Genomic DNA, 26,434 nt, shown 5'->3' with positions numbered 1-26,434 from the left:
CGATTCGGGTCTGCCGCGAAGCTTATTCTTCTTCGGCTTCGAACTCAGCTTCCGGATTGAAGAAGTCTTCCGGCTTCAGGGCGTCTTCGTCGACGCCGTAGATGGCGTCGGCAGACGTCAGGCTTTCGCCCTTGGACTGGCGCTCAGCTTCTTCGGCCGAACGGGCAACGTTGATTTCAACGCCGATCTCGACTTCCGCGTGCAGGTGCAGCGTCACCTTGTGCAGGCCGATCGACTTGATCGGGTGGTTGAGGTCGACCTGGTTGCGGTTGATGTTGAAGCCTTCGGCAGCAAGCGTCTCGACGATGTCGCGGGCCGCAACCGAGCCGTAGAGCTGGCCGGTTTCACCAGCAGAGCGGACGATGATGAAGGACTTGCCGTCGAGCTTGTCTGCGACCTTCTGGGCTTCGGACTTGCGCTCGAGGTTGCGGGCTTCGAGCGTTGCGCGCTCGGATTCGAACCGTGCCTTGTTGGCGGCGTTGGCGCGCAGCGCCTTGCCGAGCGGCAGCAGGTAGTTGCGTGCAAAGCCGTCGCGAACCTTTACGGTTTCGCCCATCTGGCCGAGCTTGGCGATGCGTTCAAGGAGAATGACTTCCATTTTGATTTCCTTTCAGTTTGTCGTTGGTTCGTTGGTCAGTTTTTTCCCGTTGGCGTAACCGCGATGGTGCGTCGGGTGTCGGTCAGGCCGGACAGGAGGAAGAAAACGGCCGGGATCGTGAAGACGAGCACCGACAGGTAGGCGATCCACAAAACGGGAAGCCGCCAGGACTTCCCGCGCGTGCGGAAATGGAACGAGGCAAAGCCCGAGAGCAGGAAGCCTGCGCCGAACGTGCCGCAAATCAGGGCGCCGATCGCCGCCGGCGCTCCGCCGAGAAAGGCGAGGACCAGGCCGGCGAGAAACGCGAAAATGGCGTTACGAGGCATCCTCAGCGACGACGGAATGTCTTCGCGCGGACGCAGTGACCCTCCGGACATCTGGACGATCCGGGTTGCGAGATAATAGGCGGCAAACAGCATCAGCACCCAGATCGCGCCCTGCACGAGCGGCAGCGCGAGTGTGAACATCGACTTGATCTGGGCGATCGCCGCGGCATCCGGATTGTAGAGCGGCTCCTGCGCCTTCACAGCCTCGATCACCATGTCGATCATGCGGTCCGAGACGTCGGAATCGTAGCCGACGATATAGCCGACGATGATCATGCCGACGGTAACGAGCCCGGCGAGATGGCCGAGGATGTCGGACAACGGATACCACGCAAGCGCGCCTTCGGGGCCGCCGAGCTCGGAGGCCGGGCGCGCAAGGTTCGCGAGGTGGCTGAGCCAGCCGGCCGGAACAAGCGTCACGAGCAGAATCAGTAGCGCGAAATAGGCGGAAACGAGCGTGGCGGCAGTCGCGCCGGCAACGACGATGGCGACGACCGCGGCCGCGTTGCCCCAGCCGAGGCCGGCAATCAGGATGGGCAGTGCGGAAGCGGCGTAGAGAACGATCGCAAAGGACGACTGCGTGTTCGCGCCCATCGACAGAAGGGCGGCGGTAATGCCGGCAAGCGCGCCGGTGATCAGCGATGTCCTGTTCCAGATATTCACGTTCGCTGTCCTGCTTTAACGCAGTTAGGGGTCAAATGAGGCCCCAACATGGGATTTTGGCGCATGCGCCGGTTCCGATCCGCGCCCACCGCGGAAGGGAGAGAGGCAAGGCACTTACGGTGCGGAAATACCTTGCCTCGAAACGAGCTTCCGTCGAGTCAATCGACTGACGGAGAGTCAGTTCGCCTTACGATACGACGTAGGGCAGCAGGCCGAGGAAACGTGCACGCTTGATCGCCTGGGCGAGTTCGCGCTGCTTCTTCTGGGAAACGGCCGTGATGCGGGACGGAACGATCTTGCCGCGCTCGGAAATGTAGCGCTGCAGGAGACGGATGTCCTTGTAGTCGATCCGCGGAGCGTTTGCGCCCGAGAAGGGGCAGGTTTTGCGGCGACGGTGGAACGGACGACGTACCGGAGCGGAAGAAACTTCAGCCATTGTTTTTATCTCCTAAGCTTCGGGTTACGCGCGGTCTTCACGCGGACGGCGCGGTCGGTCTTCACGGTCGCCACGGTCCGGACGCGGGCCACGGTCGAAACCGCCTTCGCGCGGGCCACGGCCTTCGCCGCGGGGACGATCGTCGCGATCGCGCTTCTGCATCATCGCGGACGGGCCTTCCTCGTGCTTTTCGACGGCGATCGTCATGTAGCGCAGGACGTCTTCGTTGATGCGCATCTGGCGCTCGACTTCGTGGACGGCCGGTGCCGGAGCATCGATGTCCATCAGGACGTAATGAGCCTTGCGGTTCTTCTTGATGCGGTAGGTGAGGGACTTCAGGCCCCAGTTCTCGACGCGACCGACCTTGCCGCCGTTCGCTTCGATGACGCCCTTGTACTGCTCGACGAGGGCATCGACCTGCTGCGGCGTGATATCCTGCCGGGCAAGGAATACGTGTTCATAAAGAGCCATTGTGGCTTGCCTTTCTTGCGTTAATCAGCCCGGACCTCGGCGGCTAAGCCTCAACGACTGTTCTTAAGGGCCGCGAGGTGGCCGGCAAGAAAGTGTTGTATCGAGACGGTCGAGAGCGGAGACACGGGAGGCCGGAATGCCTTGCATTCCTGGCGGCTTCCAACGCGGGAAACCGGCCCTCCGTTCAGCCACCAGCCAGAAGACCGGGTGTTTCGAACAGCGCGCTTATACGGATTTTCCGCCGAAATGCAAGCCGCGATCCGAACTTCGCCGTCCGGGAGCCGCCGGGTGCCCGCCGGAACAATCGCCGGGCATTGCTGTTGGATATCGGCAACTCAAAACAGCGGGAGCCGACGATGGCCCATGTTGATCCAAGAATGCAAGCCTGCATCGACAATTGCCTGGACTGTTATTCCGTCTGCTTGTCGACCGCGATGAACCATTGCCTCCAGGCAGGCGGCGAGCATACCGAACCGGCGCATTTCAGGCTGATGGCAGCCTGCGCCGAGATCTCCCGGACCGCGGCGCATTTCATGTTGATCGGAAGCCCTCACCACCCGCATCTGTGCCGGGAATGCGCGGAGATTTCCACCGAATGCGCCAAGGATTGCGAGCGCATCGGTGACATGACCGAATGCGCCGACGCCTGCTGGCGCTGCGCCGAGAGCTGCCGCCAGATGGCTGCTTAGTGCATGTCGGCCAAAAGTGTGCAGCGGTTTTGGGACAACGACATGCATAAAAGCAAGGACCTAAAGCGCGCCGCATGAGTCCGATTGAACGCGACGCGCTTTAAGCCCTCGCTTCACAGTGGGGGCGGCTCAGATCGGCGCCGGATAGAGCCGATGAAGGCGCCGGATGCCGTCCATCACATCTTGCGAGAGCGTGATACCGGCGCCGCCGATGTCGGTCTTCAATTGTTCCATCGACGTCGCGCCGATGATGACCGAAGCCATGAACGGGCGCGTCAGGCAGAAGGCAATCGCCATCTGCGCCGGGTCGAGGCCATGTTCGCGGGCGAGCGCCGCATAGGCGGCGACGGCGGGCTCCTGGTGCGGCGTGAAGCGCCCGCCGAGATCGCCGTTGATCGACAGGCGCGATCCCGCGGGCTTTGCGCCTTCCAGATATTTGCCGGTGAGGAGACCGGCCGCAAGCGGCGAATAGGCAAGCAGGCCGACATCCTCGTGATGCGACAGCTCCGCCAGATCGAGGTCGTAGGCCCGATAGAGCAGATTGTATTCGTTCTGGATCGTCGCAATGCGCGGCAGGCCATATTTGTCGGAGAGATCGAGCATCTTCATGGTGCCCCAGGCGGTGTCGTTCGAAAGCCCGATGGCGCGAAGCTTGCCGGCCTTCGCGAGTTCGCCAAGCTTGTCGAGTATCGCCTTCAGGTCGGTGGCGACATGCTCGTTGTCCTGCTTCGACGGGTCGTAGGACCAGGCATTGCGGAAGTGATAGTGGCCGCGATTCGGCCAATGAAGCTGATAGAGGTCGACATAGTCCGCCTTCAGCCGCTTGAGGCTGGCATTCAGGGCCTCCTCGATTGCTTCCGGCGTCATTGGTCCGCCGTCGCGGATATAAGGACGGCCGGGGCCGGCCACCTTGGTCGCGAGCACCACATCGTCGCGCCGGCCGCGCGCCGCCAGCCAGTTCCCGATGATGCGTTCGGTGTTGCCATAGGTTTCGGCCGAAAGCGGCGTGGTCGGGTAGAGTTCGGCCGTATCGATGAAATTGACGCCACGGTCGAAGGCGTAATTCAGCTGCGCATGAGCTTCGGTCTGCGTATTCTGTGAGCCCCAGGTCATTGTGCCGAGGCAGATCTCGGAAATCTTGATGCCTGTGCGGCCCAGCGTGTTGTAGCGCATGAAATAACATTCCTCGTGGAAGGCGGGTTTGCGCCGGCAGGAGGGAGAGGCGCGCCGCCAAATGAATTGAAGGGGCCGCGGTTTCATGGCTTGTTGACCGGCGCGGCAGCAATGCGCGGCAAACTTACGCCTTGATTGACGAAGATCAAGGGCAAAAGCCCGCCGGGAGCCGCGAAGGTTTGCCTCTGCGCTTGACTCGCTGTTCAGGAATGTGAATGGAGAGGAAAAATGGCGCGGATGAGCAATGAGGCGGGCTTCGCCGGCATCCGTTCCAATGTGTGAGAAACGATCGCGAGAGTTCTGGTTCGCTCGTTTCGTGATCCAGGGAGGGGCATCCCATGAGCATTGCATTCACGTTCCCCGGGCAGGGCAGCCAGGCTGTCGGCATGGGCAAGGAGCTGGCGGATGCCTTTCCGGAGGCGGCAGCCGTCTTCGCCGAGGTCGATGAAGCGCTCGGCGAAAAGCTGTCGGACGTCATGTGGAACGGACCGGAGGAAACGCTGACGCTGACGGCAAACGCGCAGCCGGCGCTGATGGCCGCCTCCATGGCCGTGATCCGCGTGCTTGAAGCCAGGGGCCTGGATCTCAAGAACAAAGTCTCTTTCGTCGCCGGCCATTCGCTCGGCGAATATTCTGCGCTTTGCGCTGCCGGAACTTTCTCGCTTGCAGATACGGCACGGCTCCTGCGCATTCGCGGCAATGCGATGCAGGCGGCCGTCCCTGTCGGCAAAGGCGCGATGGCTGCCATCATCGGCCTGGAACATGCGGACGTCGACGCGGTTTGCCGCGAAGCGTCAGCGCTCGGCTCCTGCCAGATCGCCAACGACAACGGCGGTGGACAGCTGGTGGTCTCGGGCGAGAAGCAGGCGGTGGAGAAGGCTGCGGCGCTTGCCTCCGAAAAGGGCGCAAAACGCGCGCTGATGCTGCCGGTCTCCGCACCTTTCCACTCCTCGCTGATGGCGCCCGCCGCTGACGCGATGCGTGACGCACTTGCCAAGGTCGAGAAGCGCGATCCTTCCGTTCCGCTTGTGGCGAATGTTCTGGCTGCTCCGGTGAGTGATGCGGGCGAGATCGCCCGGCTGCTCGTCGAGCAAGTGACGGGTCAGGTACGCTGGCGCGAGACGGTCGAATGGTTCGCCGCCAACAATGTCACGACGCTATATGAAATCGGCTCGGGCAAGGTGCTGACGGGACTTGCCCGGCGGATCGACAAGACTGTCAACGGCATCGCCGTCAATACGCCCGCCGATATTGACACGGCGCTCGCTGCCCTTCTGGCCTGAGCGCCCCAGTTATAAGGAACAAGCCCATGTTTGATCTTTCCGGCCGCAAGGCTCTCGTCACCGGCGCGTCCGGCGGAATCGGCGAGGAAATCGCCCGCATCCTGCACGCACAGGGTGCCATCGTCGGTGTGCACGGCACGCGTGTCGAGAAGCTTGAGGCGCTCGCCAACACACTTGGCGAGCGTGTTCAGATCTTCCCCGCCGACCTTTCCGACCGCGCCGAAGTCAAGGCGCTTGGCGAGAAGGCGGAGGCTGAACTCGGCGGCGTCGATATCCTCGTCAACAATGCCGGCATCACCAAGGACGGGCTCTTCGTCCGCATGAGCGATGAAGATTGGGACAGCGTCATCGAGGTCAACCTCACGGCGGTGTTCCGCCTGACCCGTGAGCTCACTCACCCGATGATGCGTCGCCGCTTCGGCCGCATCATCAACATCACCTCCGTCGTCGGCGTCACCGGGAACCCCGGGCAGGCCAACTATTGTGCCTCGAAGGCCGGCATGATCGGCTTCTCCAAGTCGCTCGCGCAGGAAATCGCCACCCGTAACGTTACCGTCAACTGCGTCGCTCCGGGCTTCATCGAAAGCGCGATGACCGGTAAGCTCAACGACAAGCAGAAGGAGGGCATCATGGGTGCGATCCCGATGCGGCGCATGGGCTCGGGTGCCGAGGTCGCATCCGCCGTTGCCTATCTTGCTTCGAACGAAGCAGGCTACGTCACCGGCCAGACCATTCACGTCAATGGCGGCATGGCGATGATCTGATCCGACACCGGTGAGGAACGGCGCGCGCGGCCTGTCGCGGGCACCTGCTTCGCCACCTTCACTGGTCGGTGCCAAATGCCTGAAATTCAATGTTGACCAAGCGAATGTCGGGCATTTTCGCCCTTTGCGGCAGACTTAAACCATGTTAATCGGGCCATGACTGTGCGCAGTCGACCGGTCCGGCCAGGTGTCCGGCAGCCCTGGCTGCCTTGGGTTTCCGCGGGTTCGGTTGGATGGATTGCCCGGCGGACCATCTTGGTCTATCAGGCTTGATTGAAAGTGACGGCGCCAAGAATGGCGCCGCAGAGAAACGAAGGTCGAGGAACTCCGACATGAGCGATATCGCAGAACGCGTGAAGAAAATTGTTATTGATCATCTTGGCGTCGACGCCGAAAAGGTCAGCGAAGGCGCAAGCTTCATCGATGACCTCGGCGCGGACTCGCTCGACACCGTCGAACTGGTCATGGCATTCGAAGAAGAATTCGGAGTCGAGATCCCGGACGACGCGGCAGATTCGATCCTGACCGTCGGCGATGCCGTCAAGTTCATCGAGAAGGCTCAGGCCTGATCTTTACGGTCCCGGCCGTTTGACGGGCCGCCTGTGCGGCCCGTACCAGCCCAGGGAAGTGGGCTGACCTGCGTCGACCGCGGGTTCGATCAGCAAAGCGTTCCCGCCTTTCCCTCTGATCGTCACATGAGAAATTTACAATGGATGCACGGATCGGGGTCGTCACGCGTGGTCCGGTCCGGCTCTGGAACTGAACAGTCAGGGTGGGTCACGGTTTATGAGACGTGTCGTTATCACCGGTACCGGCATGGTATCTCCTTTGGGTTGCGGAACCGAAGTCAGCTGGTCGCGTCTTATCGCGGGCCAGAACGCTGCGCGCAAGGTCACCGAATTCGAGGTTGAGGATCTTCCTGCCAAGATCGCCTGCCGTATTCCTTTCGGTGACGGCTCCGACGGCACCTTCAATGCCGACGACTGGATGGAGCCGAAGGAGCAGCGCAAGGTCGACCCCTTCATCGTTTACGCGATGGCGGCCGCCGACATGGCGCTGGCCGACGCCGGCTGGAAGCCGGAAAGCGATGAAGACCAGATCGCGACCGGCGTGCTGATCGGCTCCGGCATCGGTGGCCTCGAGGGCATCGTCGATGCGGGGTATACGCTGCGCGACAAGGGCCCGCGCCGTATCTCCCCGTTCTTCATTCCCGGCCGTCTGATCAATCTCGCTTCGGGTCAGGTCTCCATTCGCCACAAGCTGCGTGGCCCGAACCATTCGGTCGTGACGGCCTGCTCGACGGGCGCGCACGCGATCGGCGACGCGAGCCGGTTAATCGCGCTCGGGGATGCCGACGTGATGGTGGCGGGTGGCACGGAATCGCCGATCTGCCGCATCTCGCTCGCAGGTTTTGCCGCCTGCAAGGCGCTTTCGACCCAGCATAACGATAACCCGGAAAAGGCATCGCGCCCCTATGACGCCGATCGCGACGGTTTCGTCATGGGTGAGGGCGCAGGCGTAGTCATCCTCGAAGAACTGGAGCATGCGAAGGCACGCGGCGCCAAGATCTATGCCGAAATCGTCGGCTACGGTCTGTCGGGCGACGCCTTCCACATCACTGCTCCGTCCGAGGACGGTGACGGCGCCTATCGTTGCATGCAAATGGCATTGAAGCGTGCCGGCCTGATGGCCGCCGACATCGACTACATCAATGCACACGGTACCTCGACGATGGCTGATACGATCGAGCTCGGCGCGGTCGAGCGGCTGGTCGGCAACAGCGCGTCCAAGATATCCATGTCTTCGACCAAGTCGGCAATCGGGCACCTGCTTGGCGCCGCCGGCGCGATCGAGGCGATCTTCTCGGCGCTCGCGATTCGCGACAATATCGCTCCGCCGACCCTCAACCTCGACAATCCCTCCGTCGAGACGAAGATCGATCTGGTGCCGCATGTTGCGCGCAAGCGGGAGATCAACGTCGCGCTGTCGAACTCCTTTGGATTCGGCGGCACGAATGCCTCACTGGTGCTGCGCCGTTATAACGGCAACTAACCATCGGCTTTATGATGCGATCGACAATGCCGATCCTCGGCTGGTTCTGCCGAGGATCGGGCATTGCGTCGGAGACCGCTTCCGACCCTCCGGTGCACTTCAAACACCGCTTTGTGATCCTGCTTTTTGCCGCATTGCTCGCTACAAGCTGTAATCGGAGGATTCGCCGCCGCTGGGCGGCGACGCCGAGACTATGTTCGCGCAAGGCATTTCTGACAATTTGTAGAATATCCATTGCTCTGACACATTCAGCTTGCCGTCGGTTTTAAGCCGAAATTCGCATCGGTGGCAGCTTGATTGAGGTTGCGGATTTCGGATTCGGGATAAGCGTGAGCGACTCAGACGATAACAGCGCGGTACAATTCGGCCGCAATGAAACCGGGAGCAACGGGCCGATCATCCCGAAATCGGCGAGCGAGGCCCTGCGCCCCGAAAAGGTTCCGCAACCGCCGAAGCGTTCCCGCAAGGCGCGCAGTCAGGTCGTCATCTTTCTCAATTTCGTGATGACGGTTATCGTCTTCGTGGCGCTCGCAGCCGCCGGCGCGGTCTATTATGCGATGCACGAATATGAAAAGCCCGGCCCGCTGGAAGCCAACAAGAACTTCATTGTTCGCAATGGCGCGGGCATCAGCGAAATTGCCAGCGGCCTTGAGCGCAACAACATCATTACCGACGGACGCGTGTTCCGTTTCGTGTCTGAGGCCTATCTCGACAACGAAACCCTGAAAGCGGGTGAATACGAGATCAAGGCCGGATCGTCGATGCAAGAAATCATGCAATTGCTGAAGTCCGGCAAGTCGATCCTCTACTCCGTTTCGCTCCCGGAGGGGCTGACGGTTAAGCAGATGTTCAACAAGCTCGCCAACGATCCGGTGCTGGTCGGCGATCTGCCGCAGGATCTGCCATCCGAAGGCTCGCTCAAGCCTGACACCTACAAATTCACCCGCGGCACCAAGCGCGCCGAGATCGTTCAGCAGATGGTTGCGGCGCAGAAGGCCTTGGTCGATCAGATCTGGAAAATGCGCGACCCCGATCTTCCGGTCTCGACCGTTGAGGAGTTCGTGACGCTGGCGTCGATCGTTGAAAAAGAAACGGGCCGCGCGGACGAGCGGCCGCGCGTGGCGTCGGTCTTCATCAACCGCCTCGAAAAGGGCATGCGGCTGCAATCCGACCCCACCATCATCTATGGCATCTTCGGCGGGGAGGGGAAGCCGGCGGACCGCGCAATCCTGAAGTCGGACCTTGATAAGGAAACGCCGTACAACACCTATCTCATCAAAGGCTTGCCGCCGACGCCGATCGCCAATCCGGGCCGCGCGGCCCTCGAGGCCGTTGCCAACCCGTCGCGCACGCCGGAACTCTATTTCGTGGCGGACGGAACAGGCGGCCATGTCTTTGCAGCGACGCTCGACGAACACAACGCAAACGTAAGGCGTTGGAGAAAGCTTGAGGCCGAGAAGGCGGCAGAGGCAGCCAAGGCGGCGGAGGCGGCCGCAACCGCCGAGCCGACGGTGACGCCGGCGGAGGTACAGTAACAGGCCCTTATTGTGGACGGACAGGGTGCGGTGCGGATATCCCTTGCGGGATGCCGCGCCGTCGCCCTATTGCTTTTGCGACTGCAGGGTCGTGCGTCGCTTCCGATGCATAAGGGTCGCCGTCGCAGTTTGAGGCGCTGTACGGTTTCACCCTCAAACGGTTCCGATCCCGGGAAACATGCAGCGGACGGAGGTAATGATGCCGCTCCAATCGATGACTGGCTTTGCGAGGAGAGAGGGCAGCAGCGGACGCCATCGCTGGGCCTGGGAATTGCGGTCGGTTAACGGCAAGGGGCTCGATGTTCGCCTTCGCTTGCCGCAGGGCCTTGAACGCTTCGAGCCCGACTGCCGGCGCCTTGCTTCGGAATATTTCGTTCGCGGCAACCTGCAAATCGGACTCAACGTGAGCGGGGGCGAGGCCGCCGTCGAGGCCGTGGTCAACCAGGGCGCGTTGTCGGCCGTATTGCGGCTGCGCGAGCAGCTTGGTGATCTCGTCGATCCGGCCCCGCTGAAATTCGACACGCTGCTCTCGATCCGCGGCATCGTCGACTTTCGGGAGCCGGAGGAAAGGGAAAGCGAGCGTGTCGCGCGCGACGCCGATATCCTCTCCGGTTTGGCGCTCGCCCTTGAAGACCTGCGGTCCATGCGCGAAGAGGAGGGAGCGGCGCTCGGCCAGATCCTGCTTGCGCATGTGGATCGCATCGAGCAATTGAGGGCTGGCGTTGAGAGCGACCCGTCCCGAAGCCCTTCCGCGATCGCCGAACGGCTGGCGCAGCAGGTGGCGCTGTTAATGGAGGGCGCGTCCTCGCTCGACCGCGAAAGACTGCATGCGGAGGTCGCTTTGCTTGCCACGAAGGCGGATCTTAGAGAGGAAATCGACCGTCTCGGTTCGCATGTCGCCGCTGCCCGGGATCTTCTCGCAAAGGGCGGTCCCGTCGGCCGCAAGCTGGATTTCCTGGCACAGGAATTTAACCGCGAATCGAATACGATCTGTTCGAAGTCGAATGCCGCCGCCGTTTCGGCCGCCGGAATCGAGTTGAAGGTCGTGATCGATCAGTTTCGCGAGCAGGTTCAGAATCTGGAGTAAGACATGAAATCGGCGACCGCTTCGCCCGTCAAGATCGCCCGCCGTGGGCTGATGCTCGTGATTTCGTCGCCATCGGGCGCCGGCAAGTCGACGATCGCCCGCAACCTCCTCGAGGCCGATCCGGAACTCAGCATCTCGGTGAGCGTGACGACGCGCGCGCGGCGGCCGAGCGAGATCGAGGGACGGCATTATTTCTTCAAGTCGATCCGCGAATTCGAGGCGCTGCGCGCGACCGACTCGCTCCTCGAATGGGCGGAGGTGCACGGCAACTTCTATGGAACCCCGCGCGATGCCGTCGAGGCGGCGATGGCCGAAGGCCGCGACATGCTGTTCGACATCGATTGGCAGGGCGCGCAGCAATTGCAGGAAAAGATGGGCGGCGATGTCGTCTCGATCTTCATTCTGCCGCCGTCCATGGCCGAATTGCAGTCGCGGCTGCACCGGCGCGCCGAGGATAGTGAGGACGTGATTGCGACCCGGCTCGCCAATTCGCGTGCCGAGATCGAGCACTGGCGCGAATATGACTATATCGTCGTGAACGACGATCTCGACCGGGCGTTCTCCGCTGTCCGGGCGATTGTGGAAGCCGAACGCCTGCGCCGCGACCGCCGTCCCGGCCTGTTCGAATTCGTCAACGGACTGCTGACGGAAAACCCCTTTTGATCGAGCGGGGGGCAGCGTTTAACGGTTGAGGCAATTCGCCAATCGGCAGAATTCATCGACCGTCAGCGTTTCGGCGCGCCTTTGGGGATCGATATCCGCTCTTGCCAACAGCGCCTCGCCACCCAGGCTTTTCAGGCTCTGGCGCAGCATCTTGCGGCGTTGCCCGAAGGCCGCCTGCGTCACTTTTTCGAGCGCGGAGACAGAGCAGGGGATCGGATCGGCGATCGGCTCCAGATGGACGACTGACGAGGTGACCTTGGGCGGCGGCGTGAAGGCTTGCGGCGAGACGTCGAAGGCCATGCGCGCCTTGGTCCGCCAGCCACAGAGAACGCCGAGACGGCCGTAATGATCGTCGTCGGCACCCGCCACAATCCTAAGGCCCACCTCGCGCTGGAACATCAGCGTCATCGACTGCCAGAACGGCGGCCATTGTTCCGGCAGCAGCCAGTTGACGAGAAGTTGCGTTCCTACGTTGTAGGGCAGGTTGGCGATAATACGCACCGGACCGTTGGCGAGCGTTTCGAAGGGGATCTTCAGCGCGTCGGCCTCGATCACGTCGAGCCGCCCAGGATAATGGGCGGCGATTTCGGCGAGCGCCGGCAGGCAGCGGGCATCCCGTTCGATTGCCACCACCTTTTTGGCGCCCAGCGCCAGGATCGCCCTTGTGAGGCCGCCCGGTCCCGGGCCGACTTCGATGACGGTCACGCCGTCGAGCGGACCGGCCGTGCGGGCGATCTTCTGGGTGAGATTGAGGTCCAGCAGGAAGTTCTGGCCGAGCGCCTTCTTCGCATCGAGACCGTGACGCTGGATGACGTCTCTGAGCGGCGGCAGACCGTCAAGCGCCGCCATCAGCGATGCGCCCCTTCCGTATTGGCGGCGAGCTCCGCCGCGAGGCGAAGCGCCGCAAGCAGGCTGTCTTCGCGCGCGATGCCCTTTCCGGCAATGCCAAAAGCGGTGCCGTGGTCCGGCGACGTTCTGATGAAGGGCAGCCCGAGCGTGACATTCACGCTGTCATCGAAGCCCAGCGCCTTCGCCGGTATCAGTGCCTGGTCATGATACATGCAGACCGCCGCGTCGTAGGTCTCCCTGGCACGGTCGTGGAACATGGTATCGGCCGGGAGCGGGCCGACGACATCCAATCCCTCAGCGCGGAGCCGGTCGATGACCGGACGGATGAGGGCATCGTCCTCGAGGCCGAGCGCACCGCCTTCGCCTGCATGCGGATTGAGACCGGCGACGGCAAGGCGCGGCCTCGCCAAGCCAAAGCGGTTTCGGAGATCTGCGGCCGTTATCGTACAGGTCTGGTGGATCAGTTCCGGCGTCAGCGCGCCGGGAACATCCTTGAGCGGAATATGGATCGTGACGGGAACTGCGCGCAGCTTCGGCCCGGCCAGCATCATCACCGGCAGGACGGGAGTCCCGGTTGTCTGCTCAGCGAGATGCGCAAGATATTCGGTGTGGCCGGGGAAGCGGAAACCGGCCTCGTAGAGCACGGCCTTCGCAATCGGGTTGGTGACTACGGCCGTGGCTTGGCCAGCCATGACGAGCTGCACGGCGGTATCGATGGCGGCGGTGACGGTGGAGGCGTTGGCCGGGTCGGGCTCGCTGGCGACAACCGGAACAGCGCAACGCACCGGCAATACGGGCAAGGCGTTCGCGAAGGCCGCACAGGCGTCAAGACAATCGGTTTCCGTTATCCGCACCGCCTGGCCGAGAGCCTTTGCGCGGGCCGAGAGCACTGCAGGATCGCCAATAAAGAGGAAAGGCGGCGTCGCCCGCGTCTCGCGCCTTGCCCACACAGCCAGGCTGATATCCGGGCCAATACCGGCCGGATCGCCCATCGTCAGGGCGATCGGCCTGCCGCTCGTCTTGCTCATGGTCGCCCGTTACTTGTTGATGATCTGCGCCTTTTCACGCAGCTCTTCGAGGTATTTCGCGCTGTTCGGGTCTTCGCCGCCGGCCTTCTTCTTGCCCAGGTCCTCGGCGCGGAAGACGATTTCGGCGGCGGTATCATCATTGACCTGACGCTTCTTGCAGATTGCAAGATATTCGACACCCTTTTCGGTGACGCGCGTGCCAGTCGTCATGCCGTCGCCGGCCTTTTCGACGAGCGGCTTCCAATCTTCCGGCAATTGCTGGGCAAGCACACGGCCGAGGTTGCGGATCGATACGTCGCGATAATTGGCCGCAAAGACCTTGGATGTCTCGCAACCGGGGAACTGCGATCGCGACGCGTTCGCTTCGGCCTGCCTTTTTGCCGTAATCGCGCCGCGCTTGGATTCAGGAATGACGAAGATGACCTGTTGGAGGAAATACTCTGTCGTCACAGGCTTGTTGCCGCCGCCTTCCATCATGCGCTTCACAAGGTCGCCGCCGGAGAGGCGATTGGCGTTGCCAAAGCGGAAATTGACGACGCGAGGCCAACTCATCTGAACGGCGATAAACTGCTTGAAATGATCGACGCCGACACCGGCCTGATCGAGGATCTTGCCGAGTTGGTCGGTCGACATCTTGTTTCCCGCTGCAAACCGCGCAAAGGCGGCGTCAACGTCCTGGGTACTGACCGACTGCTGGACGCGCGCGATCTCGCCGCGCTTCAGCACTTCGTCGATAAGCTGCCGCTTGGCTTCCTCGGCGCCGCCTCCTTGGCGTTGAAGGCGAAGGAAGGCTGCGCGCTTGGCAATGTCGCCTGAGGTGATGACGACATTGTTGACGATCACCTTGACGCCGCTTGCGGCCAGTGCCGTCGTGTATGCAGCGACGCTCAGCGTGCCGGCCAGCACCAGCGCCGGTATCACCCTCAAGATCGATTTCCCGCCCATCATATTTCCCTGTCCGTCCCGCGCCCCAACCGCCTGTGGTCCGCGTTGGACCGCCAGCTTGCGCCTTCCCTGTGTCAGTTGGAGGAAATGCATAATACATGCGGCCAAAGGATGACAAGACCACATGATCAACCTTAAGTGCTGCGCGTCTTCTGGACGCGCAGCTGGCAGAATAAGGTCATGGGCGTCCGGTGCGGACCTCAGTAGAAGTCCAGTTCGTCGAACGTGGTGTCACCGACATTGATGTCGCCAAGCGTGCGGAAGCTGATGCGAGCGCCGATCGACCAGTCGTTCGCGACCGAACTGTCGGTATCGCGCTCCTGCGTGTAGACAATCGAGAACAACGTATCCTGGTCGTCATAGGTGATGCCGAAGCCATTGCGGGAAATGACATCATTGTTGATGTCATAGGTCAATGCTCCGAACACCGACCAGTAATCCTGGAATCGGTAGGCAGCGGCCGTCTGGATCTCGTCCTGGTCGGAGGGCGAGCCATAGGTCGGCTGTGCTTCGATCCGCGTATAGGTCAGGGCCGCCTGCCAATTCAGGCCAAGATAGCCGACCGTGGCGTCGGCGCGGCGCAGGGCAAAGTCGTCCTCGTCCAGTCGCCCGGAGAGACTTGCCATCAGGCCGTAGGGCGCGTCGATGCCGACCATCGCCACATAGTCCGAACTCTTGGTTTCCAGTCCCGAATCCGCTCCGACCTTGACGAGATCGTCGGTTGCGAAGGAGTTGAGCCCGCCGAGGTGGAACGACTGGCCGGCGATGGCGCGCAAGCCGTAACCATTGTCGAAGCTTCCGGTATAGCGGATGCCGAGGTTGGCGCGCGTTCCGCCTTCGATACGGTCGAAGCCGGAGAACTTGTCGCGATCAAAAAGGTTGGTGGCATCGAAGACGAAGCTCTGTGCGTCTTCGTTGGGGAGCCCGCCGGCATGCTGTTCGTCCGGCCGGACATAGATCTGGCCGATCGGCTCCAGCACGTGGCTGCTGTTCTCGCCGGCAAAGAGGATCGGGTAGCGTGCCTCCAGGCCGGCGGTCAGCATGCGCCGCGTTACCGCGTCGCTATTCGTGTAGTCGCCGGTGTAAGCGGGGCCCGGATTATCCATGTTGAGGCCCAAGGCATCGCCGCGTGCCGCGAGCAATGGTGTCAATACGAGACCGCCGGGCGCAATGAATGTCCGCTTCCATTCGAGGTCCGCGCTCAGACGGTGCGTGGTGCCTTCAAGGCCGCGGAAGCGCTCGACGCCGAGAACGTTAATGCTGTCCAGTCGGTTGCGTTTGATGTTCGTGAGGTTCACGTCTGCGCTGAGCTCGCCGCCCAGGACGGATTCCGGCGCGAAGTAGGAGTAGTCGAGGACCTGAGCCGCAGGCTGCTGATTTTCCTCGAGGCTGTTGGGGTCGGCGTCCTGGATGTCGAAATAGAAGGCGCGCAGGTCGAAGTAGTTGCGCTTGCCGAGGCCGGTCAGGTAGGCCTGATTGGTGTAGGTCGTGCCGTCGAAGCTCTCCAGATCATAGGTCTTGGCAAAGTTGGCGTCCGATTGGACGAGAACGTTCCAGCCAAATGACCAGCGCGGATTGATCTCGAATTCACCCTTCGACGCCACCATCCCGCGGTTGGTCTCCTGGGCATCGACGGTATCGGGCGTGAATTTGCCTCTGTCGAGCTGGCTGATGCCGGCTACGTTCAGCGTGTGCAAGCCATTATGGAAGGACTGACGGAATTCGCCCTCGAGCAGGAAGCCTTGCCGCGTCAGCCCCGTTGCTGTGACGGTTGCATCCATATAGGGCGAGATCGCCCAGTAGTAAGGGACGCCCACACCGGCGCCAAGTTTCTGCGTATAGCGGAACTTCGGGAACAGAAACCCGCTCTTGCGCTTGACCGTGTGGTCCGGGATTTCCATTACCGGAATATAGGCGATCGGTTTGCCGAAAAGCTCGAAATAGGCGTGTTCAAGCCGAATCGTGTGCGTCCTGCCATTCTGGATCACACGCTCCGCCTTGATGTGCCATAGCGAACGGTGCTCCGGCTTGATATTGCAGGGCGTGCAAGCGGTATAGACGGCCTTGTTGAGGATGAACTCCTCGCCGTTGCGGCGCTCACCGGACTCGGCCGCCAGCCGCGTCAAATCGGTCGTCTCGATCCGCAGGGCCTGAACGAAACCGTTGCCGAAGTCGTCGGTGACATCCATCTTGTCGGCGTAGACAACATTGCCGTCCGGTTCGGTCAGCTGGATCTCGCCGGTCGCGATGATTCGCCCTGACTTCTGGTCGTAAACGACTTGACGGGCGACCATTCTGTAGCCGCCGTACGCGATCTGAACACTACCGCGCGCAGTGACGGTTTCCGCGTCGCGATTGTAGATGAGCTCATTGGCGGACAGCAGCAGCTTTGCGTCAGCCGGGATGTTCGGCTGCAGCGAATCGATTCGTGCCGATGTGTCCTGCGCCAGCGCGGGCGCATTCATTCCCATGGCAAGTGTATGCAATGCCACGCCTGAAAGCAGGGCAGCATTGATCAGCTTCGTGCGTTTGCGGTTGCCTGCCGCCACTAGCCATCCTCCTGATGCAGTAGAATCGTCGAGCCCAGCGCCATCGCTACAACAACTGGCAACCAGGCTGCAACGAACGGAGGCACAATACCGCTGCTCCCGAATGCTTTGACAAGCACGGTGACGACATAAAGCACGAAGCCCGAGAGGATTCCACCGAGAATTACGGAGCGCGATTGGTTAAACCTGCTAAATTTCAAAGAGACGCATGCCGCGATCAGAGTCATCGCCACAAGCAGCAACGGCAGAGCGAGCAGCGAGTGGAATTGCGTCTCCATGGCGTTGGTGGAAAAGCCGAAGGATCGCGCTACGTCGATCTTCCGTGGAAGCTCAAAAAACTGAATGGAATCAGCCTTTGCCAAGCGCTCCTGAACGAATTCCGCCTTCAGGTTGGTGGGAAGCTGTGCCGTTTCCTGACGACGCGGCAGCTTTCCGCCGCCGGTTTCCGTCACGTCGTTAAGTAGCCAGTAACCATCTTCGAGTTTCGCGGACTTCGCGTCCTGCCTCTTGATGATCGTACCCTGTGGATCAAAGTGGATGACGGTGACGTTGATAAGCTCCGTTCCGCCGTTCTGAACGGAGCGCGCTCCGATGATCGTGTCTGTGCCGTCGTAGATCTGGCGGAGCCAGGGAATCGAATTTGCTTGGGCGGAACGGGACGAGCCCCACTCGGCTTCGAGCGCCTCGGCTTTTTTCGTCCCCCAGGCTGCAAGCGGGTTGAGCACAGCCACGGCGAGCAGGCCGAAAAGAAACGCCCCGAGCACGAAGGGTCGAAGGAACTGCCAGACGGAAATGCCGGCTGCCCGCGTGACGACCAATTCATAGCGGCGGTTCAGCGAGATCAATGCTGCCATCGCCGCAAAGAGCGCGATGAAGGGGACTGTCTGCTGCATGATCGTCGGGATGCGAAACGTCGTCATCAGCAGCGCGCCGCTCACCGTGTAGTGGGGGAGTGCTGACATGCGGCTGGCAAGTTCGCTGAAATCGATGATGAAGATCAGCGCGAAGATCCCGACGAGGAACCAGAAGGTCGTGATCGTGTAGCGCTTGAAGAAATAGCGTCCGAGCGTGTTGAGCATCATGAGGCCTGCTCCCCGTCAGCGCCCGCCGGCCGCATGAAGCGTAGCCGTATCATGAGTTCGGAGAGTTTTTCCCGCCATGTCATCGGTATGTCGAGCCGGTGATTGCTGACCAACTGATGGATCGCAAGTGCGCCGGCTGCCAGCGGAACAAAATACATGAGCGGAATGAACCAGAAAGACTCCTCGGCGCTGTTGGCCGCATAGAACGTCATCCATCGGATCACAAGCGCCGCTCCGAGCGCGCTGATCATCGGGTGCACGCGCGCTTCGCGGTGAGAGCGCGCATCGCTGCTGAAGACGAGTGCGATGAGGCCGAACAGCAGCGGGTAGGTCCATTCGGTGAAACGTTTATGGAGCTCCGCCGTAAAGGCTAGCGGCGCCCGCTTGTAGGCCGGGTCGTTCGGATCGGGGTTGAGCAGATAGAAAAGGTCGCGATCCTTCGCGCGGATGTTGGCCTCGCCCACTGCCTTGGTCATGTCGGTCAGGTCGAAGGCATAGGAGTCGAACTTGATGACGGAGACGCCACCATCCGGCAGCTTGCGGTGGACCTCGCCATCCTTCATCACCAGAGCCGAGCTTTCCTCGTCCACGGCGCCCTCGCGAGCATAATAGACGAGCTCGAAATTCGGATTGCGCGAATCGGCAACGAAGATGCCTTGCAGCACGCCTCCGCTGCGGCGGGCGCCGACCTGGACATAAAGCCCATCGGTGATCTTGCGGAAGGCGTTCTCCTGGACCACGGCGGAGAGAAGGTCGGCATGCGCCGTCGCGATCATCCGGCGCACGGCGACACGTGAATAGGGCTCGACGAAATTGTCGATCGTGAAGGACAGCACGCTTAATCCCGCGGCGAGATAGATGACCGGCCGGATGATCGACATGCGGGAGCTGCCGGCTGCATTCAGCACCGTCAGCTCCGAATCGGTATTCATTGCGCTTAGCGTCTGCGTCACGCCGATCACGAGCGCGAACGGGAGTATGATCGGAACGACCGACGGCAGAATCAGCGTCGCAAGTTTCAGGAAGGCGAAGATCGACTGGCCGCTATCGGTGACCAGGTTCACGTTCGTGAGGGCCTGAGTCGTCCAGACGATACCCATCAACGGCAGGAGCGTTGCGAGGAACATGGTCGCGGCGCGTCGGAAGATGTAGCGTTCAACCAGCTTCATGTCCGTATCCGGTCCAAATCCTGCTCAAGTCTTTCATCCGCGTTCCCGAGCTTGCTCAATGCTCACTCACGACCGACCGGGTCTCCGCCGATTGTGCCCAGGAATCCGATTCTCGAACAACAGGGATAATATAAGGCGAACAACTGCGGTTAACTGCATGTAAACACGTGTGGGCATCTTGCCAAGCGGCTGAAAAGCGAGAAGGGTGCGCGCCACAGCTTTGACGGTGGCCGGCGTCGCGAATGTTTGTCACTGTAACCGTCCGGTAACAGAGCGGGCGGATCCAATCAGAAATGCCCGGAGTTGTTAAATGCCGATGAAATTCGAATTCGCTTTCAGTAAGTCCCACCGCCCCGCTGGTGGCCTTGCGGTTCTTCTTCAGGTCGCCGGCGCCAAGGAAGCGGCCGGTGCGGCAGTCGCCGATCCGGAAGGCGTTTTACCGAAAGCGGCCAAGATCGGCAAGTTCACGGGCAAAGCGCTCTCGACACTCGACATCGTCGCTCCTCATGGATCGTCGGCCGATCGGATTCTCCTTCTCGGGCTCGGCGATCCTTCCGCGCTGACGAATCATGATTGGCTGAAGGCCGGCGGCGCGGTTGCAGCGAAGCTGCGTTCCGCCGAAAAAGTCACTGTCTTTCTCGATGCTCCCGGTGTCGAAGTCACTGGCAAGGCTGCCGCCGACTTCGCTCTTGGCATGGAGATGAATGCCTACTCCTTCGACAGCTACAAGACCAAGAAATCCGACGACGAGCCAAAATCTCAGCAGAAACCGGTTAAGGTCACGATCGTCACCGGTACGGTGATCGCCGCCAAGAAGGCGTTCGCCGTCGCTCAGGCAGTCGGCGAAGGCGTTTTTCTCGCGCGCGATCTCGTCAACGAGCCGGCCAACGTGCTCGGGCCGGTGGAATTCGCCGCCAAGGCGAAGGAACTGGAAAAGCTTGGCGTGGAAGTGGAGGTCCTCACCGAGCGGGAGATGAAGAAGCTTGGAATGGGCGCACTGCTCGGCGTTGCCCAGGGCTCTTCCAGGCCGCCGCGCCTCGTCGTCATGCAGTGGAAAGGCGGAAAGGCGAAAGAAAAGCCCATCGCCTTTGTCGGCAAGGGCGTCGTTTTCGACACGGGCGGCATCTCGATCAAGCCCGCGTCCGGCATGGAGGAGATGAAAGGCGACATGGGCGGCGCCGCGGCGGTCACCGGCCTGATGCATGTGCTCGCCGCGCGGCAGGCAAACGTCAACGCAGTCGGTATCATTGGGCTCGTCGAAAACATGCCGGACGGCAGCGCCCAGCGGCCGGGTGATATCGTTACCTCGATGTCCGGGCAGACGATCGAGGTGATCAATACGGATGCCGAGGGCCGGCTCGTGCTGTGCGATGCGCTCTGGTACTGCAATGATCGCTTCAAGCCGCAGGCGATGATCGATCTCGCGACGCTCACGGGCGCGATCATGGTGGCACTCAGCAGCCACTATGCGGGTCTGTTCTCGAACGATGATCGCCTGGCCGAACGGTTGCTCGCAGCCGGAACCGCGACGCAGGAGCGCCTCTGGCGGATGCCGCTCGGCAAGGAATACGACAAGATGATCGACAGCAAGTTCGCCGACATGAAGAACACGGGCGGGCGCCACGGCGGTTCGGTGACGGCTGCCCAGTTTCTGAAGCGCTTCGTCAAGGATACGCCCTGGGCGCATCTCGACATCGCCGGAACGGCCATGGGCTCGCCGACCGACGAGATCAACCAGTCCTGGGGATCCGGTTTCGGCGTGCGCCTTCTCGACGAACTGGTCCGCACGAGCTACGAAGCATGATTGCTTCACAGCGGGGGTTCGGGAGCGATCGGCATGACCGAGATCCTTTTCTACCACCTGACGGAATCGAAACTTGAGGATGCGCTGCCGCCGCTGCTTGACAAGAGCATCGAGCGCGGATGGCGTGTGGTGGTGCAAACCGTTGATGCGGAGCGCCGCGACGTGCTGGACACGCACCTTTGGGTCTATCGCGACGACAGTTTTCTACCGCATGGTACTGACGCAGGCGACTTCGCGGCAGATCAGCCGATCCTGATTGTTGCCAATGAAAGCAACCAGAATGCCGCAACGGTACGCTTCCTGGTTGACGGCGCGGAGCCGCCGCCGGTCTCGGATTACGAACGAGTAGTCTTCATGTTCGACGGCTACGACCAGCAGCAGCTCGAGGCAGCACGCGCCCAATGGCGGCGGCTCAAGGGGGAGGGACATAACCTCACCTATTGGCAGCAGAACAGAGATGGGCGGTGGGAGAAGAAGGCCTGAGCCATCCTCACATCAATTGAAGGTACAATATCACCCCTCCCGCAAGGGTGAGGGGCTTGGTGCCTGCCGCACCGTTGCGTCCTCTTCAACTTCGAGACTGGCGCAAACGGTGAGATAGCGAGGAGAGGGTGCGGCTCTTCGAGCCCCTCCCCCTTGTGGGGAGGGGTTGGGGAGGGGTCAACTCACGATTAGGCGTGAATTCACGCTCACACTCGCCACATCATCCTAGTCGTGGAACGCTTCCACGAACTTGCGGCGGCCGAGCATGAAGGCGTCGGCGACGTGACGCAGTGGTGCCAGATCGACGTCGGATTTGCCGGCCTTGATGAGTTCGGCAAAGCGCCGGTACAGCATAGGATATTCCTGCTCTGGCTCCTCATGCACGAGCTTGCCGTCGATGGCCAGTTTGGCGCCTCCTTCGGAGAGAACCATCTCGCCGGCATCGGTTTCCGCGACGATATCCCAGCTCTGCTTGCCTGTCTGGCGCCAGTCGAATTCCGCCGAAACGCTGAGCTTGCCCGCGTCGCTGAAAGCGATCGTCGCCGCAATCGGCGCGTCGCGGTTCTCCGGAAACTCGAGCGTCGCCGAGGTGATGAAGATTGGACGGGGCAGGATATGCGTAATGATCGAGAGCGCATTGATGCCCGGGTCGAAGACGCCGAGGCCGCCGGCTGCCCAGATCCATTCCTGATTCGGGTGCCAGTGGCGGACATCTTCCTTCCAGATGATCTTGACGCTGCGGGTCGCGGTCGACTCAAGGAACGCCTTTGCGGCTTCGACCGCCGGCGCATAGCGCGAATGCCAGCTTGCAAAGAGCGAAACGCCCTTTGCCACCGCCAACGCCTCGAGATCGGCAACCTCGCTCAAGGTCGCCCCCGGGGGCTTTTCGAGGAAGACGTGCTTGCCGGCCTGGAGCGCCACATGTGCCGCCTCATAGCGGTATTGCGGCGGCATGCACAGCGAGACAGCGTCGATTGCCGTCACTGCCTCCAGCATGGCCTCGATGGACTTGAAATTGTCGATGCCGTCGACCGTTCCGTGGCGGCTTGCCGCCGCGATCAGCCGGTAGTCGGCGTTCCTTGAAATGGCCGGCAGGTGCTGATCGCGCACGATCTTGCCGACGCCGACAATCGCAATTTGAATGGGGGTCATGGTGCTTCGCTCGGATTAGTATGATTTATTCTCGATCCTTGTAGCAGATTGAAGGCGGCGGGCAAGCGCGGTTCGGGCGTGCATCACGGTGTCACGCGGATTGCACAAGATATCGGCGTCCCTTGCCGCCGGCGAGGATAAACTGGCTGTTCGCCGGCAGACGGTATCGGTACCCTAAAGCGGGTTGTTGAGGATTTGCAATGACACAAACCATTCGCCACGCTACGCGCGCCGAACTCGACACGATCATCGACTGGGCTGCGAAAGAGGGATGGAACCCCGGACTGGAGGATGCCAACGCTTTCTGGGCGGCAGACCCAGAAGGCTATTGGGTTTCGACCGAGGAAGACACGCTTGCTGCGGCGATCTCCCTCGTGCGTTACGGCACCGACTACGCGTTTCTTGGTTTTTACGTCGCTCACCCTGCATATCGTGGCAGGGGCATTGGCCTGGCTCTGTGGAAGCGCGCGATTGCCGAAGCGGGCGAACGGACCATTGGGCTCGACGGTGTGGTGGCGCAGCAGGAGAACTATCGAAAATCGGGCTTCGTCCGGTCTCACGCGAATATCCGCTATGGCGGCGCTGTCGACGTGAAGGAGCCGCCGGGAACGAACCTGATCGACGCGGCGCCAATTCATGCGCCTGCCTTGATCGAGTATGATCGCGGTTTCAATCCGGCAAGCCGCGACGCGTTTCTGCGTGAATGGACGAAGCAGTTGAAGACGCGCCGAAGCGTCGTGCTGCTCCGGGATGGAACGATCACCGGCTATGGAACGCTGCGGGCCTGTCGCGAGGGGTTCAAGATCGGCCCGCTCTTCGCCGACACGGAGACCGGCGCCGATCTCATTTTTCGCAAACTTGCCGCAGATGCCAAAGGCACTCAGATCTATCTCGACATCCCCGAGCCGAACGCGTCCGCCAAGGCACTTTGCGAACGGTACAACATGAAGCCGGTCTTCGAAACCGCCCGCATGTACCGCGGTCCGGCACCGGATCTTCCTCTGGGGCGGATCTACGGCATCACCACATTCGAGCTTGGTTGATTACAGTATCGCCGTATTGCTGCATGGCTCCTCAAGTCGATTCCGCTTTGAGGAAATCGGAGCGGATCAACTGATCATCGCCTCTTCGTATTCGGTCGACAGCTCCAGCCACTGCTCCTCCGCCTCGGCCAGTTTCGCGGCGGCATCTGCGCGCTCCTTGGCCTTCTGCGCGGCCTTTGCCGGCGCCTTTTCGTACAGACCCGGATCTGCAAGTTCGGCATCAAGTGCTTGAATCAGTTTCTCCAGTTTCCCCGTCAACGATTCGATCTCGTTTATCTTTTTCTTGAGAGGCGCCAGCGACGCGCGCTTGTCGGCATTGACCTTGCGCTGATCGGCTTTCGACAGGGCCTCGTCCGATCCATTGATCCTCGGCTTGTCGTCCCGGGGCTTGGGGCCGCCGACGATCAGGCCGCGGTAGTCTTCGAGGTCGCCATCGTAGCTGGCCACGGTTCCATCACGCACGAGCCACAGCCGGTCGGCAGTGGCCTCGATCAGATGCCGGTCGTGCGAGATGAGGATGACCGCACCGGAATAGTCGTTGAGCGCGGTGATCAGTGCGTTGCGGCTGTCGATGTCGAGATGGTTGGTCGGCTCGTCGAGGATCAAGAGGTTCGGCGCGTCGAAGGCGGCAAGCCCCATCAGAAGCCGCGCCTTCTCGCCGCCGGAAAGATCCTTCGCGGCGGTATCCATCTTTTCTGTCACAAGCCCCATTTGTGCGACGCGCGAGCGAACCTTTGCTTCCGGCGCATCGGGCATGCGGCGGCGGACGTGCTCCACCGCGCTTTGCGTCGGCACCAGGTCGTCAAGCTGGTGCTGGGCGAAGAAGCCGATCTTCAGCCCCGGGGCGATCCGAACATCGCCGGCTTTCGCCTGGAGCCGGCCGGAGATGAATTTCGCAAAGGTCGACTTGCCGTTGCCGTTCGAGCCGAGCAAGGCGATGCGATCGTCGGCGTCGATGCGGAGATTGAGGCGCTTGAGGATCGGCTTGCCCGGTTCGTAGCCGACTGCACCGCCCTGAATGGCGACGATCGGAGAAGCCACCTGTTTCTCAGGATCAGGAAAGGAAAAACCCTGCACGTGGTCCTCGATGACCGCCGCCACAGTGCCCATGCGCTCCAGCGCCTTGACGCGGCTTTGTGCCTGGCGGGCCTTCGACGCCTTGGCTTTGAAGCGGTCGATGAAGCTTTGCAGATGCTTGCGCGCCGCTTCGTTCTTGGCCTTCGCCTTCATCTGCAGTTCGTCGGCTTCCGCTTTCTGCCGCTCGAACTGGTCATAGGAGCCGCGATAGAAGGTGAGCTTCTTCTGGTCGAGGTGAACGATCGCGTTGACGGCAGTGTTCAGGAGGTCACGATCGTGGCTGATGATGATGACCGTATGCGGATAGCGGCGGATATAGTCCTCAAGCCATAACGTGCCTTCGAGGTCGAGGTAGTTGGTCGGCTCGTCGAGAAGCAGCAGGTCAGGTTCGGAGAAGAGAACGGCCGCAAGCGCCACGCGCATACGCCAGCCGCCGGAGAAGGATGAAGCAGGGCGCCGCTGCGCCTCATGGTCGAAGCCGAGACCGGCGAGAATGCTCGCCGCGCGCGCTTCCGCGGAGTGGGCACCGATGTCGGCAAGTCGCGTCTGGATCTCCGCGATCCGGTGCGGATCGGTCGCGGTCTCGGCCTCGGCGATAAGCGCCGTGCGTTCCTTGTCCGCCTTGAGCACGATCTCGATCAGCGGCTCCTCGGTGCCGGGCGCCTCCTGCGCCACCTGGCCGATGCGCGCGTTTTTCGGCAACGACACGCTGCCGGCTTCCGCCGACAACTCGCCGGTAATCACCCGGAAGAGCGTCGATTTGCCTGCCCCGTTGCGTCCGACGAGCCCTGCCTTCGTGCCCGCCGGAAGCGTCACGGAAGCGTTTTCGATGAGAAGACGGCCCGCGATTCGGGCTGAAAGACCGGCGATCTGGATCATGCCGCGCCTTTTGCCCGGACTTTTCCGGGAAGGCAAGGGGTGCGGCAGTGACATCCGTGCCTGTCACGCGATGGGACCCCGGTTGCGTATTTCAAGGGGCGATTGTTATCGAATCGTGGACAACGTGTTCTGATAATCAATACTTCCAAACATCATCATGAGGGACCACATAGATTGTGGAAGAGCACTCCCAAGCTCCTCCGACCGACCGGATCACACCGAACGCTATCGGCAAGGCCACCGCGTTCGAAGGAAACCGCTCCGGCCATCTTTAGGAAATCGTCGTTCACGCAACGACCGCTCAGGAGAGATGATCATGAGGAATGCAATCCATACTGCGCTTGCTGTAGCCCTGGTTGCCACTGCCGTTCTCGGCGGCGCATCCGCCGCCTTTGCTGGCGGCAGCTACTATGAAGGCGTCAGCGACAAGCCGCTGTTCACCGACCGCGCACCCAAGGCGCGTGAGGCAACGGGCGCTGCCGTCCGCGGCCGCAACGGCTCCCTCGACCGCACGTCCACCGGTTCGGTATCGAGCTTTGGCTCGCAGCCTGCCTACGTTTCGGGCGGCGACGGTGAATATTATCAGGGCATCAGCCGCTAACGCAGGCCGCCTCCCAAGCGCGGGCACGGCGCG

General features: G+C 61.5%; 25 protein-coding genes. 12 read left to right on the top strand and 13 right to left on the bottom strand.

Going from position 1 to position 26,434, the window contains the following annotated elements; genetic code table 11:
* Window positions 1-22 precede the first annotated feature (22 nt).
* From rplI to rpsF, 4 genes are all read right to left on the bottom strand, one after another.
* Window positions 23-598 carry a 50S ribosomal protein L9 gene (rplI, locus tag GHK62_RS23710; protein ID WP_153441502.1) on the bottom strand — a complete coding sequence of 192 codons (576 nt, stop codon included), beginning with the start codon at window positions 596-598 and terminating at the stop codon, window positions 23-25.
* 35 nt (window positions 599-633) lie between these two features.
* Window positions 634-1,587 (bottom strand): YybS family protein, encoded by a 954-nt coding sequence (locus GHK62_RS23705; protein WP_184108522.1) that lies wholly within the window; start codon window positions 1,585-1,587, stop codon window positions 634-636.
* A gap of 187 nt (window positions 1,588-1,774) precedes the next feature.
* A complete protein-coding gene (gene rpsR, locus GHK62_RS23700) occupies window positions 1,775-2,023 on the bottom strand; it encodes a 30S ribosomal protein S18 (protein ID WP_025426448.1) in 249 nt (82 codons plus the stop codon).
* Window positions 2,024-2,047: 24 nt separating this feature from the next.
* Window positions 2,048-2,494: a 30S ribosomal protein S6 gene (gene rpsF / locus GHK62_RS23695; RefSeq protein ID WP_034854248.1), complete on the bottom strand. Its 447-nt coding sequence runs from the start codon at window positions 2,492-2,494 to the stop codon at window positions 2,048-2,050.
* A gap of 356 nt (window positions 2,495-2,850) precedes the next feature.
* Between rpsF and GHK62_RS23690 the strand changes: the two genes are divergently transcribed.
* On the top strand, window positions 2,851-3,183 hold the full coding sequence (locus GHK62_RS23690) for a four-helix bundle copper-binding protein (RefSeq protein WP_153441501.1): 333 nt from the start codon (window positions 2,851-2,853) through the stop codon (window positions 3,181-3,183).
* 129 nt (window positions 3,184-3,312) lie between these two features.
* On the opposite strand, the gene GHK62_RS23685 is transcribed toward GHK62_RS23690, so the two are convergent.
* Entirely contained in the window at window positions 3,313-4,356 is a 1,044-nt protein-coding gene (locus GHK62_RS23685; protein WP_153441500.1) for an aldo/keto reductase, read from the bottom strand.
* Window positions 4,357-4,694: 338 nt separating this feature from the next.
* On the opposite strand from GHK62_RS23685, the gene fabD reads away from it, so the two are divergent.
* The 7 genes from fabD (at window position 4,695) to gmk (ending at window position 11,740) form a co-directional block, all read left to right on the top strand.
* Entirely contained in the window at window positions 4,695-5,639 is a 945-nt protein-coding gene (gene fabD / locus GHK62_RS23680; protein ID WP_153441499.1) for an ACP S-malonyltransferase, read from the top strand.
* Between the two features lie 26 nt (window positions 5,640-5,665).
* A complete protein-coding gene (fabG, locus tag GHK62_RS23675; RefSeq protein ID WP_153441498.1) occupies window positions 5,666-6,403 on the top strand; it encodes a 3-oxoacyl-[acyl-carrier-protein] reductase in 738 nt (245 codons plus the stop codon).
* Window positions 6,404-6,735: 332 nt separating this feature from the next.
* A complete protein-coding gene (locus GHK62_RS23670) occupies window positions 6,736-6,972 on the top strand; it encodes an acyl carrier protein (protein ID WP_003531676.1) in 237 nt (78 codons plus the stop codon).
* A 217-nt stretch (window positions 6,973-7,189) separates the two neighbouring features.
* The gene (gene fabF, locus GHK62_RS23665; protein ID WP_153441497.1) at window positions 7,190-8,455 is read left to right on the top strand and encodes a beta-ketoacyl-ACP synthase II; all 1,266 of its coding nucleotides are present in this window, start codon (window positions 7,190-7,192) and stop codon (window positions 8,453-8,455) included.
* A 329-nt stretch (window positions 8,456-8,784) separates the two neighbouring features.
* The gene (gene mltG, locus GHK62_RS23660) at window positions 8,785-9,990 is read left to right on the top strand and encodes an endolytic transglycosylase MltG (RefSeq protein ID WP_184108523.1); all 1,206 of its coding nucleotides are present in this window, start codon (window positions 8,785-8,787) and stop codon (window positions 9,988-9,990) included.
* A 199-nt stretch (window positions 9,991-10,189) separates the two neighbouring features.
* Window positions 10,190-11,077 carry a YicC/YloC family endoribonuclease gene (locus GHK62_RS23655; protein WP_153441495.1) on the top strand — a complete coding sequence of 296 codons (888 nt, stop codon included), beginning with the start codon at window positions 10,190-10,192 and terminating at the stop codon, window positions 11,075-11,077.
* A gap of 3 nt (window positions 11,078-11,080) precedes the next feature.
* A complete protein-coding gene (gene gmk, locus GHK62_RS23650) occupies window positions 11,081-11,740 on the top strand; it encodes a guanylate kinase (RefSeq protein ID WP_153441494.1) in 660 nt (219 codons plus the stop codon).
* Window positions 11,741-11,758: 18 nt separating this feature from the next.
* On the opposite strand, the gene rsmA is transcribed toward gmk, so the two are convergent.
* The 6 genes from rsmA to lptF all read right to left on the bottom strand — a co-directional run bounded on the left by rsmA (window position 11,759) and on the right by lptF (window position 19,362).
* Window positions 11,759-12,589, bottom strand: coding sequence for a 16S rRNA (adenine(1518)-N(6)/adenine(1519)-N(6))-dimethyltransferase RsmA (gene rsmA / locus GHK62_RS23645; protein WP_153441493.1), 831 nt, complete (start codon window positions 12,587-12,589; stop codon window positions 11,759-11,761).
* Window positions 12,589-13,617 carry a 4-hydroxythreonine-4-phosphate dehydrogenase PdxA gene (pdxA, locus tag GHK62_RS23640; RefSeq protein WP_153441492.1) on the bottom strand — a complete coding sequence of 343 codons (1,029 nt, stop codon included), beginning with the start codon at window positions 13,615-13,617 and terminating at the stop codon, window positions 12,589-12,591. Before pdxA ends, rsmA begins: the two co-directional genes overlap by 1 nt.
* Before the next feature lie 9 nt (window positions 13,618-13,626).
* Entirely contained in the window at window positions 13,627-14,565 is a 939-nt protein-coding gene (locus GHK62_RS23635) for a peptidylprolyl isomerase (RefSeq protein WP_167528343.1), read from the bottom strand.
* 197 nt (window positions 14,566-14,762) lie between these two features.
* On the bottom strand, window positions 14,763-17,111 hold the full coding sequence (locus GHK62_RS23630; protein ID WP_184108524.1) for an LPS-assembly protein LptD: 2,349 nt from the start codon (window positions 17,109-17,111) through the stop codon (window positions 14,763-14,765).
* Window positions 17,111-18,193 (bottom strand): LPS export ABC transporter permease LptG, encoded by a 1,083-nt coding sequence (gene lptG / locus GHK62_RS23625; RefSeq protein ID WP_153441489.1) that lies wholly within the window; start codon window positions 18,191-18,193, stop codon window positions 17,111-17,113. The genes GHK62_RS23630 and lptG overlap by 1 nt, the downstream gene beginning before the upstream one ends.
* Entirely contained in the window at window positions 18,190-19,362 is a 1,173-nt protein-coding gene (lptF, locus tag GHK62_RS23620; protein WP_153441488.1) for an LPS export ABC transporter permease LptF, read from the bottom strand. The genes lptG and lptF overlap by 4 nt, the downstream gene beginning before the upstream one ends.
* Before the next feature lie 310 nt (window positions 19,363-19,672).
* Between lptF and GHK62_RS23615 the strand changes: the two genes are divergently transcribed.
* A complete protein-coding gene (locus GHK62_RS23615) occupies window positions 19,673-21,166 on the top strand; it encodes a leucyl aminopeptidase (RefSeq protein ID WP_153441487.1) in 1,494 nt (497 codons plus the stop codon).
* A gap of 33 nt (window positions 21,167-21,199) precedes the next feature.
* Window positions 21,200-21,649, top strand: coding sequence for a DNA polymerase III subunit chi (locus GHK62_RS23610; protein WP_153441486.1), 450 nt, complete (start codon window positions 21,200-21,202; stop codon window positions 21,647-21,649).
* 225 nt (window positions 21,650-21,874) lie between these two features.
* On the opposite strand, the gene GHK62_RS23605 is transcribed toward GHK62_RS23610, so the two are convergent.
* Complete coding sequence (locus GHK62_RS23605) at window positions 21,875-22,801, bottom strand: Gfo/Idh/MocA family protein (protein ID WP_153441485.1); 927 nt, start codon at window positions 22,799-22,801, stop codon at window positions 21,875-21,877.
* Window positions 22,802-23,001: 200 nt separating this feature from the next.
* On the opposite strand from GHK62_RS23605, the gene GHK62_RS23600 reads away from it, so the two are divergent.
* Complete coding sequence (locus GHK62_RS23600) at window positions 23,002-23,844, top strand: GNAT family N-acetyltransferase (protein WP_153441484.1); 843 nt, start codon at window positions 23,002-23,004, stop codon at window positions 23,842-23,844.
* A 66-nt stretch (window positions 23,845-23,910) separates the two neighbouring features.
* Here the strand turns inward: GHK62_RS23600 and GHK62_RS23595 are convergent, their stop codons facing one another.
* Window positions 23,911-25,800, bottom strand: a complete 1,890-nt coding sequence (locus tag GHK62_RS23595) for an ABC-F family ATP-binding cassette domain-containing protein (protein WP_153441483.1) — start codon at window positions 25,798-25,800, stop codon at window positions 23,911-23,913.
* 310 nt (window positions 25,801-26,110) lie between these two features.
* Here GHK62_RS23595 and GHK62_RS23590 point away from each other — a divergent pair, with 310 nt between their 5' ends.
* Window positions 26,111-26,401 (top strand): hypothetical protein, encoded by a 291-nt coding sequence (locus GHK62_RS23590; RefSeq protein ID WP_184108525.1) that lies wholly within the window; start codon window positions 26,111-26,113, stop codon window positions 26,399-26,401.
* The last annotated feature ends 33 nt before the right edge of the window (window positions 26,402-26,434 follow it).

It is taken from the genome of Sinorhizobium terangae (genome assembly GCF_009601505.1).
Classification (GTDB): Bacteria; Pseudomonadota; Alphaproteobacteria; order Rhizobiales; family Rhizobiaceae; genus Sinorhizobium; species Sinorhizobium terangae.
This window is presented reverse-complemented; position numbering and strand designations above follow the sequence as displayed.

Coding starts and splice junctions, on each gene's coding strand:
- lptG (WP_153441489.1), bottom strand. CDS start 18,193: ATGATGCTCAACACGCTCGGACGCTATTTCTTCAAGCGCTACACGATC.
- GHK62_RS23595 (WP_153441483.1), bottom strand. CDS start 25,800: ATGATCCAGATCGCCGGTCTTTCAGCCCGAATCGCGGGCCGTCTTCTC.
- rplI (WP_153441502.1), bottom strand. CDS start 598: ATGGAAGTCATTCTCCTTGAACGCATCGCCAAGCTCGGCCAGATGGGC.
- GHK62_RS23590 (WP_184108525.1), top strand. CDS start 26,111: ATGATCATGAGGAATGCAATCCATACTGCGCTTGCTGTAGCCCTGGTT.
- fabG (WP_153441498.1), top strand. CDS start 5,666: ATGTTTGATCTTTCCGGCCGCAAGGCTCTCGTCACCGGCGCGTCCGGC.
- GHK62_RS23690 (WP_153441501.1), top strand. CDS start 2,851: ATGGCCCATGTTGATCCAAGAATGCAAGCCTGCATCGACAATTGCCTG.
- rpsR (WP_025426448.1), bottom strand. CDS start 2,023: ATGGCTGAAGTTTCTTCCGCTCCGGTACGTCGTCCGTTCCACCGTCGC.
- GHK62_RS23615 (WP_153441487.1), top strand. CDS start 19,673: ATGCCGATGAAATTCGAATTCGCTTTCAGTAAGTCCCACCGCCCCGCT.
- GHK62_RS23655 (WP_153441495.1), top strand. CDS start 10,190: ATGCCGCTCCAATCGATGACTGGCTTTGCGAGGAGAGAGGGCAGCAGC.
- GHK62_RS23610 (WP_153441486.1), top strand. CDS start 21,200: ATGACCGAGATCCTTTTCTACCACCTGACGGAATCGAAACTTGAGGAT.
- GHK62_RS23635 (WP_167528343.1), bottom strand. CDS start 14,565: ATGATGGGCGGGAAATCGATCTTGAGGGTGATACCGGCGCTGGTGCTG.
- lptF (WP_153441488.1), bottom strand. CDS start 19,362: ATGAAGCTGGTTGAACGCTACATCTTCCGACGCGCCGCGACCATGTTC.
- GHK62_RS23670 (WP_003531676.1), top strand. CDS start 6,736: ATGAGCGATATCGCAGAACGCGTGAAGAAAATTGTTATTGATCATCTT.
- fabD (WP_153441499.1), top strand. CDS start 4,695: ATGAGCATTGCATTCACGTTCCCCGGGCAGGGCAGCCAGGCTGTCGGC.
- GHK62_RS23685 (WP_153441500.1), bottom strand. CDS start 4,356: ATGCGCTACAACACGCTGGGCCGCACAGGCATCAAGATTTCCGAGATC.
- rpsF (WP_034854248.1), bottom strand. CDS start 2,494: ATGGCTCTTTATGAACACGTATTCCTTGCCCGGCAGGATATCACGCCG.
- fabF (WP_153441497.1), top strand. CDS start 7,190: ATGAGACGTGTCGTTATCACCGGTACCGGCATGGTATCTCCTTTGGGT.
- pdxA (WP_153441492.1), bottom strand. CDS start 13,617: ATGAGCAAGACGAGCGGCAGGCCGATCGCCCTGACGATGGGCGATCCG.
- GHK62_RS23605 (WP_153441485.1), bottom strand. CDS start 22,801: ATGACCCCCATTCAAATTGCGATTGTCGGCGTCGGCAAGATCGTGCGC.
- gmk (WP_153441494.1), top strand. CDS start 11,081: ATGAAATCGGCGACCGCTTCGCCCGTCAAGATCGCCCGCCGTGGGCTG.
- GHK62_RS23600 (WP_153441484.1), top strand. CDS start 23,002: ATGACACAAACCATTCGCCACGCTACGCGCGCCGAACTCGACACGATC.
- rsmA (WP_153441493.1), bottom strand. CDS start 12,589: ATGGCGGCGCTTGACGGTCTGCCGCCGCTCAGAGACGTCATCCAGCGT.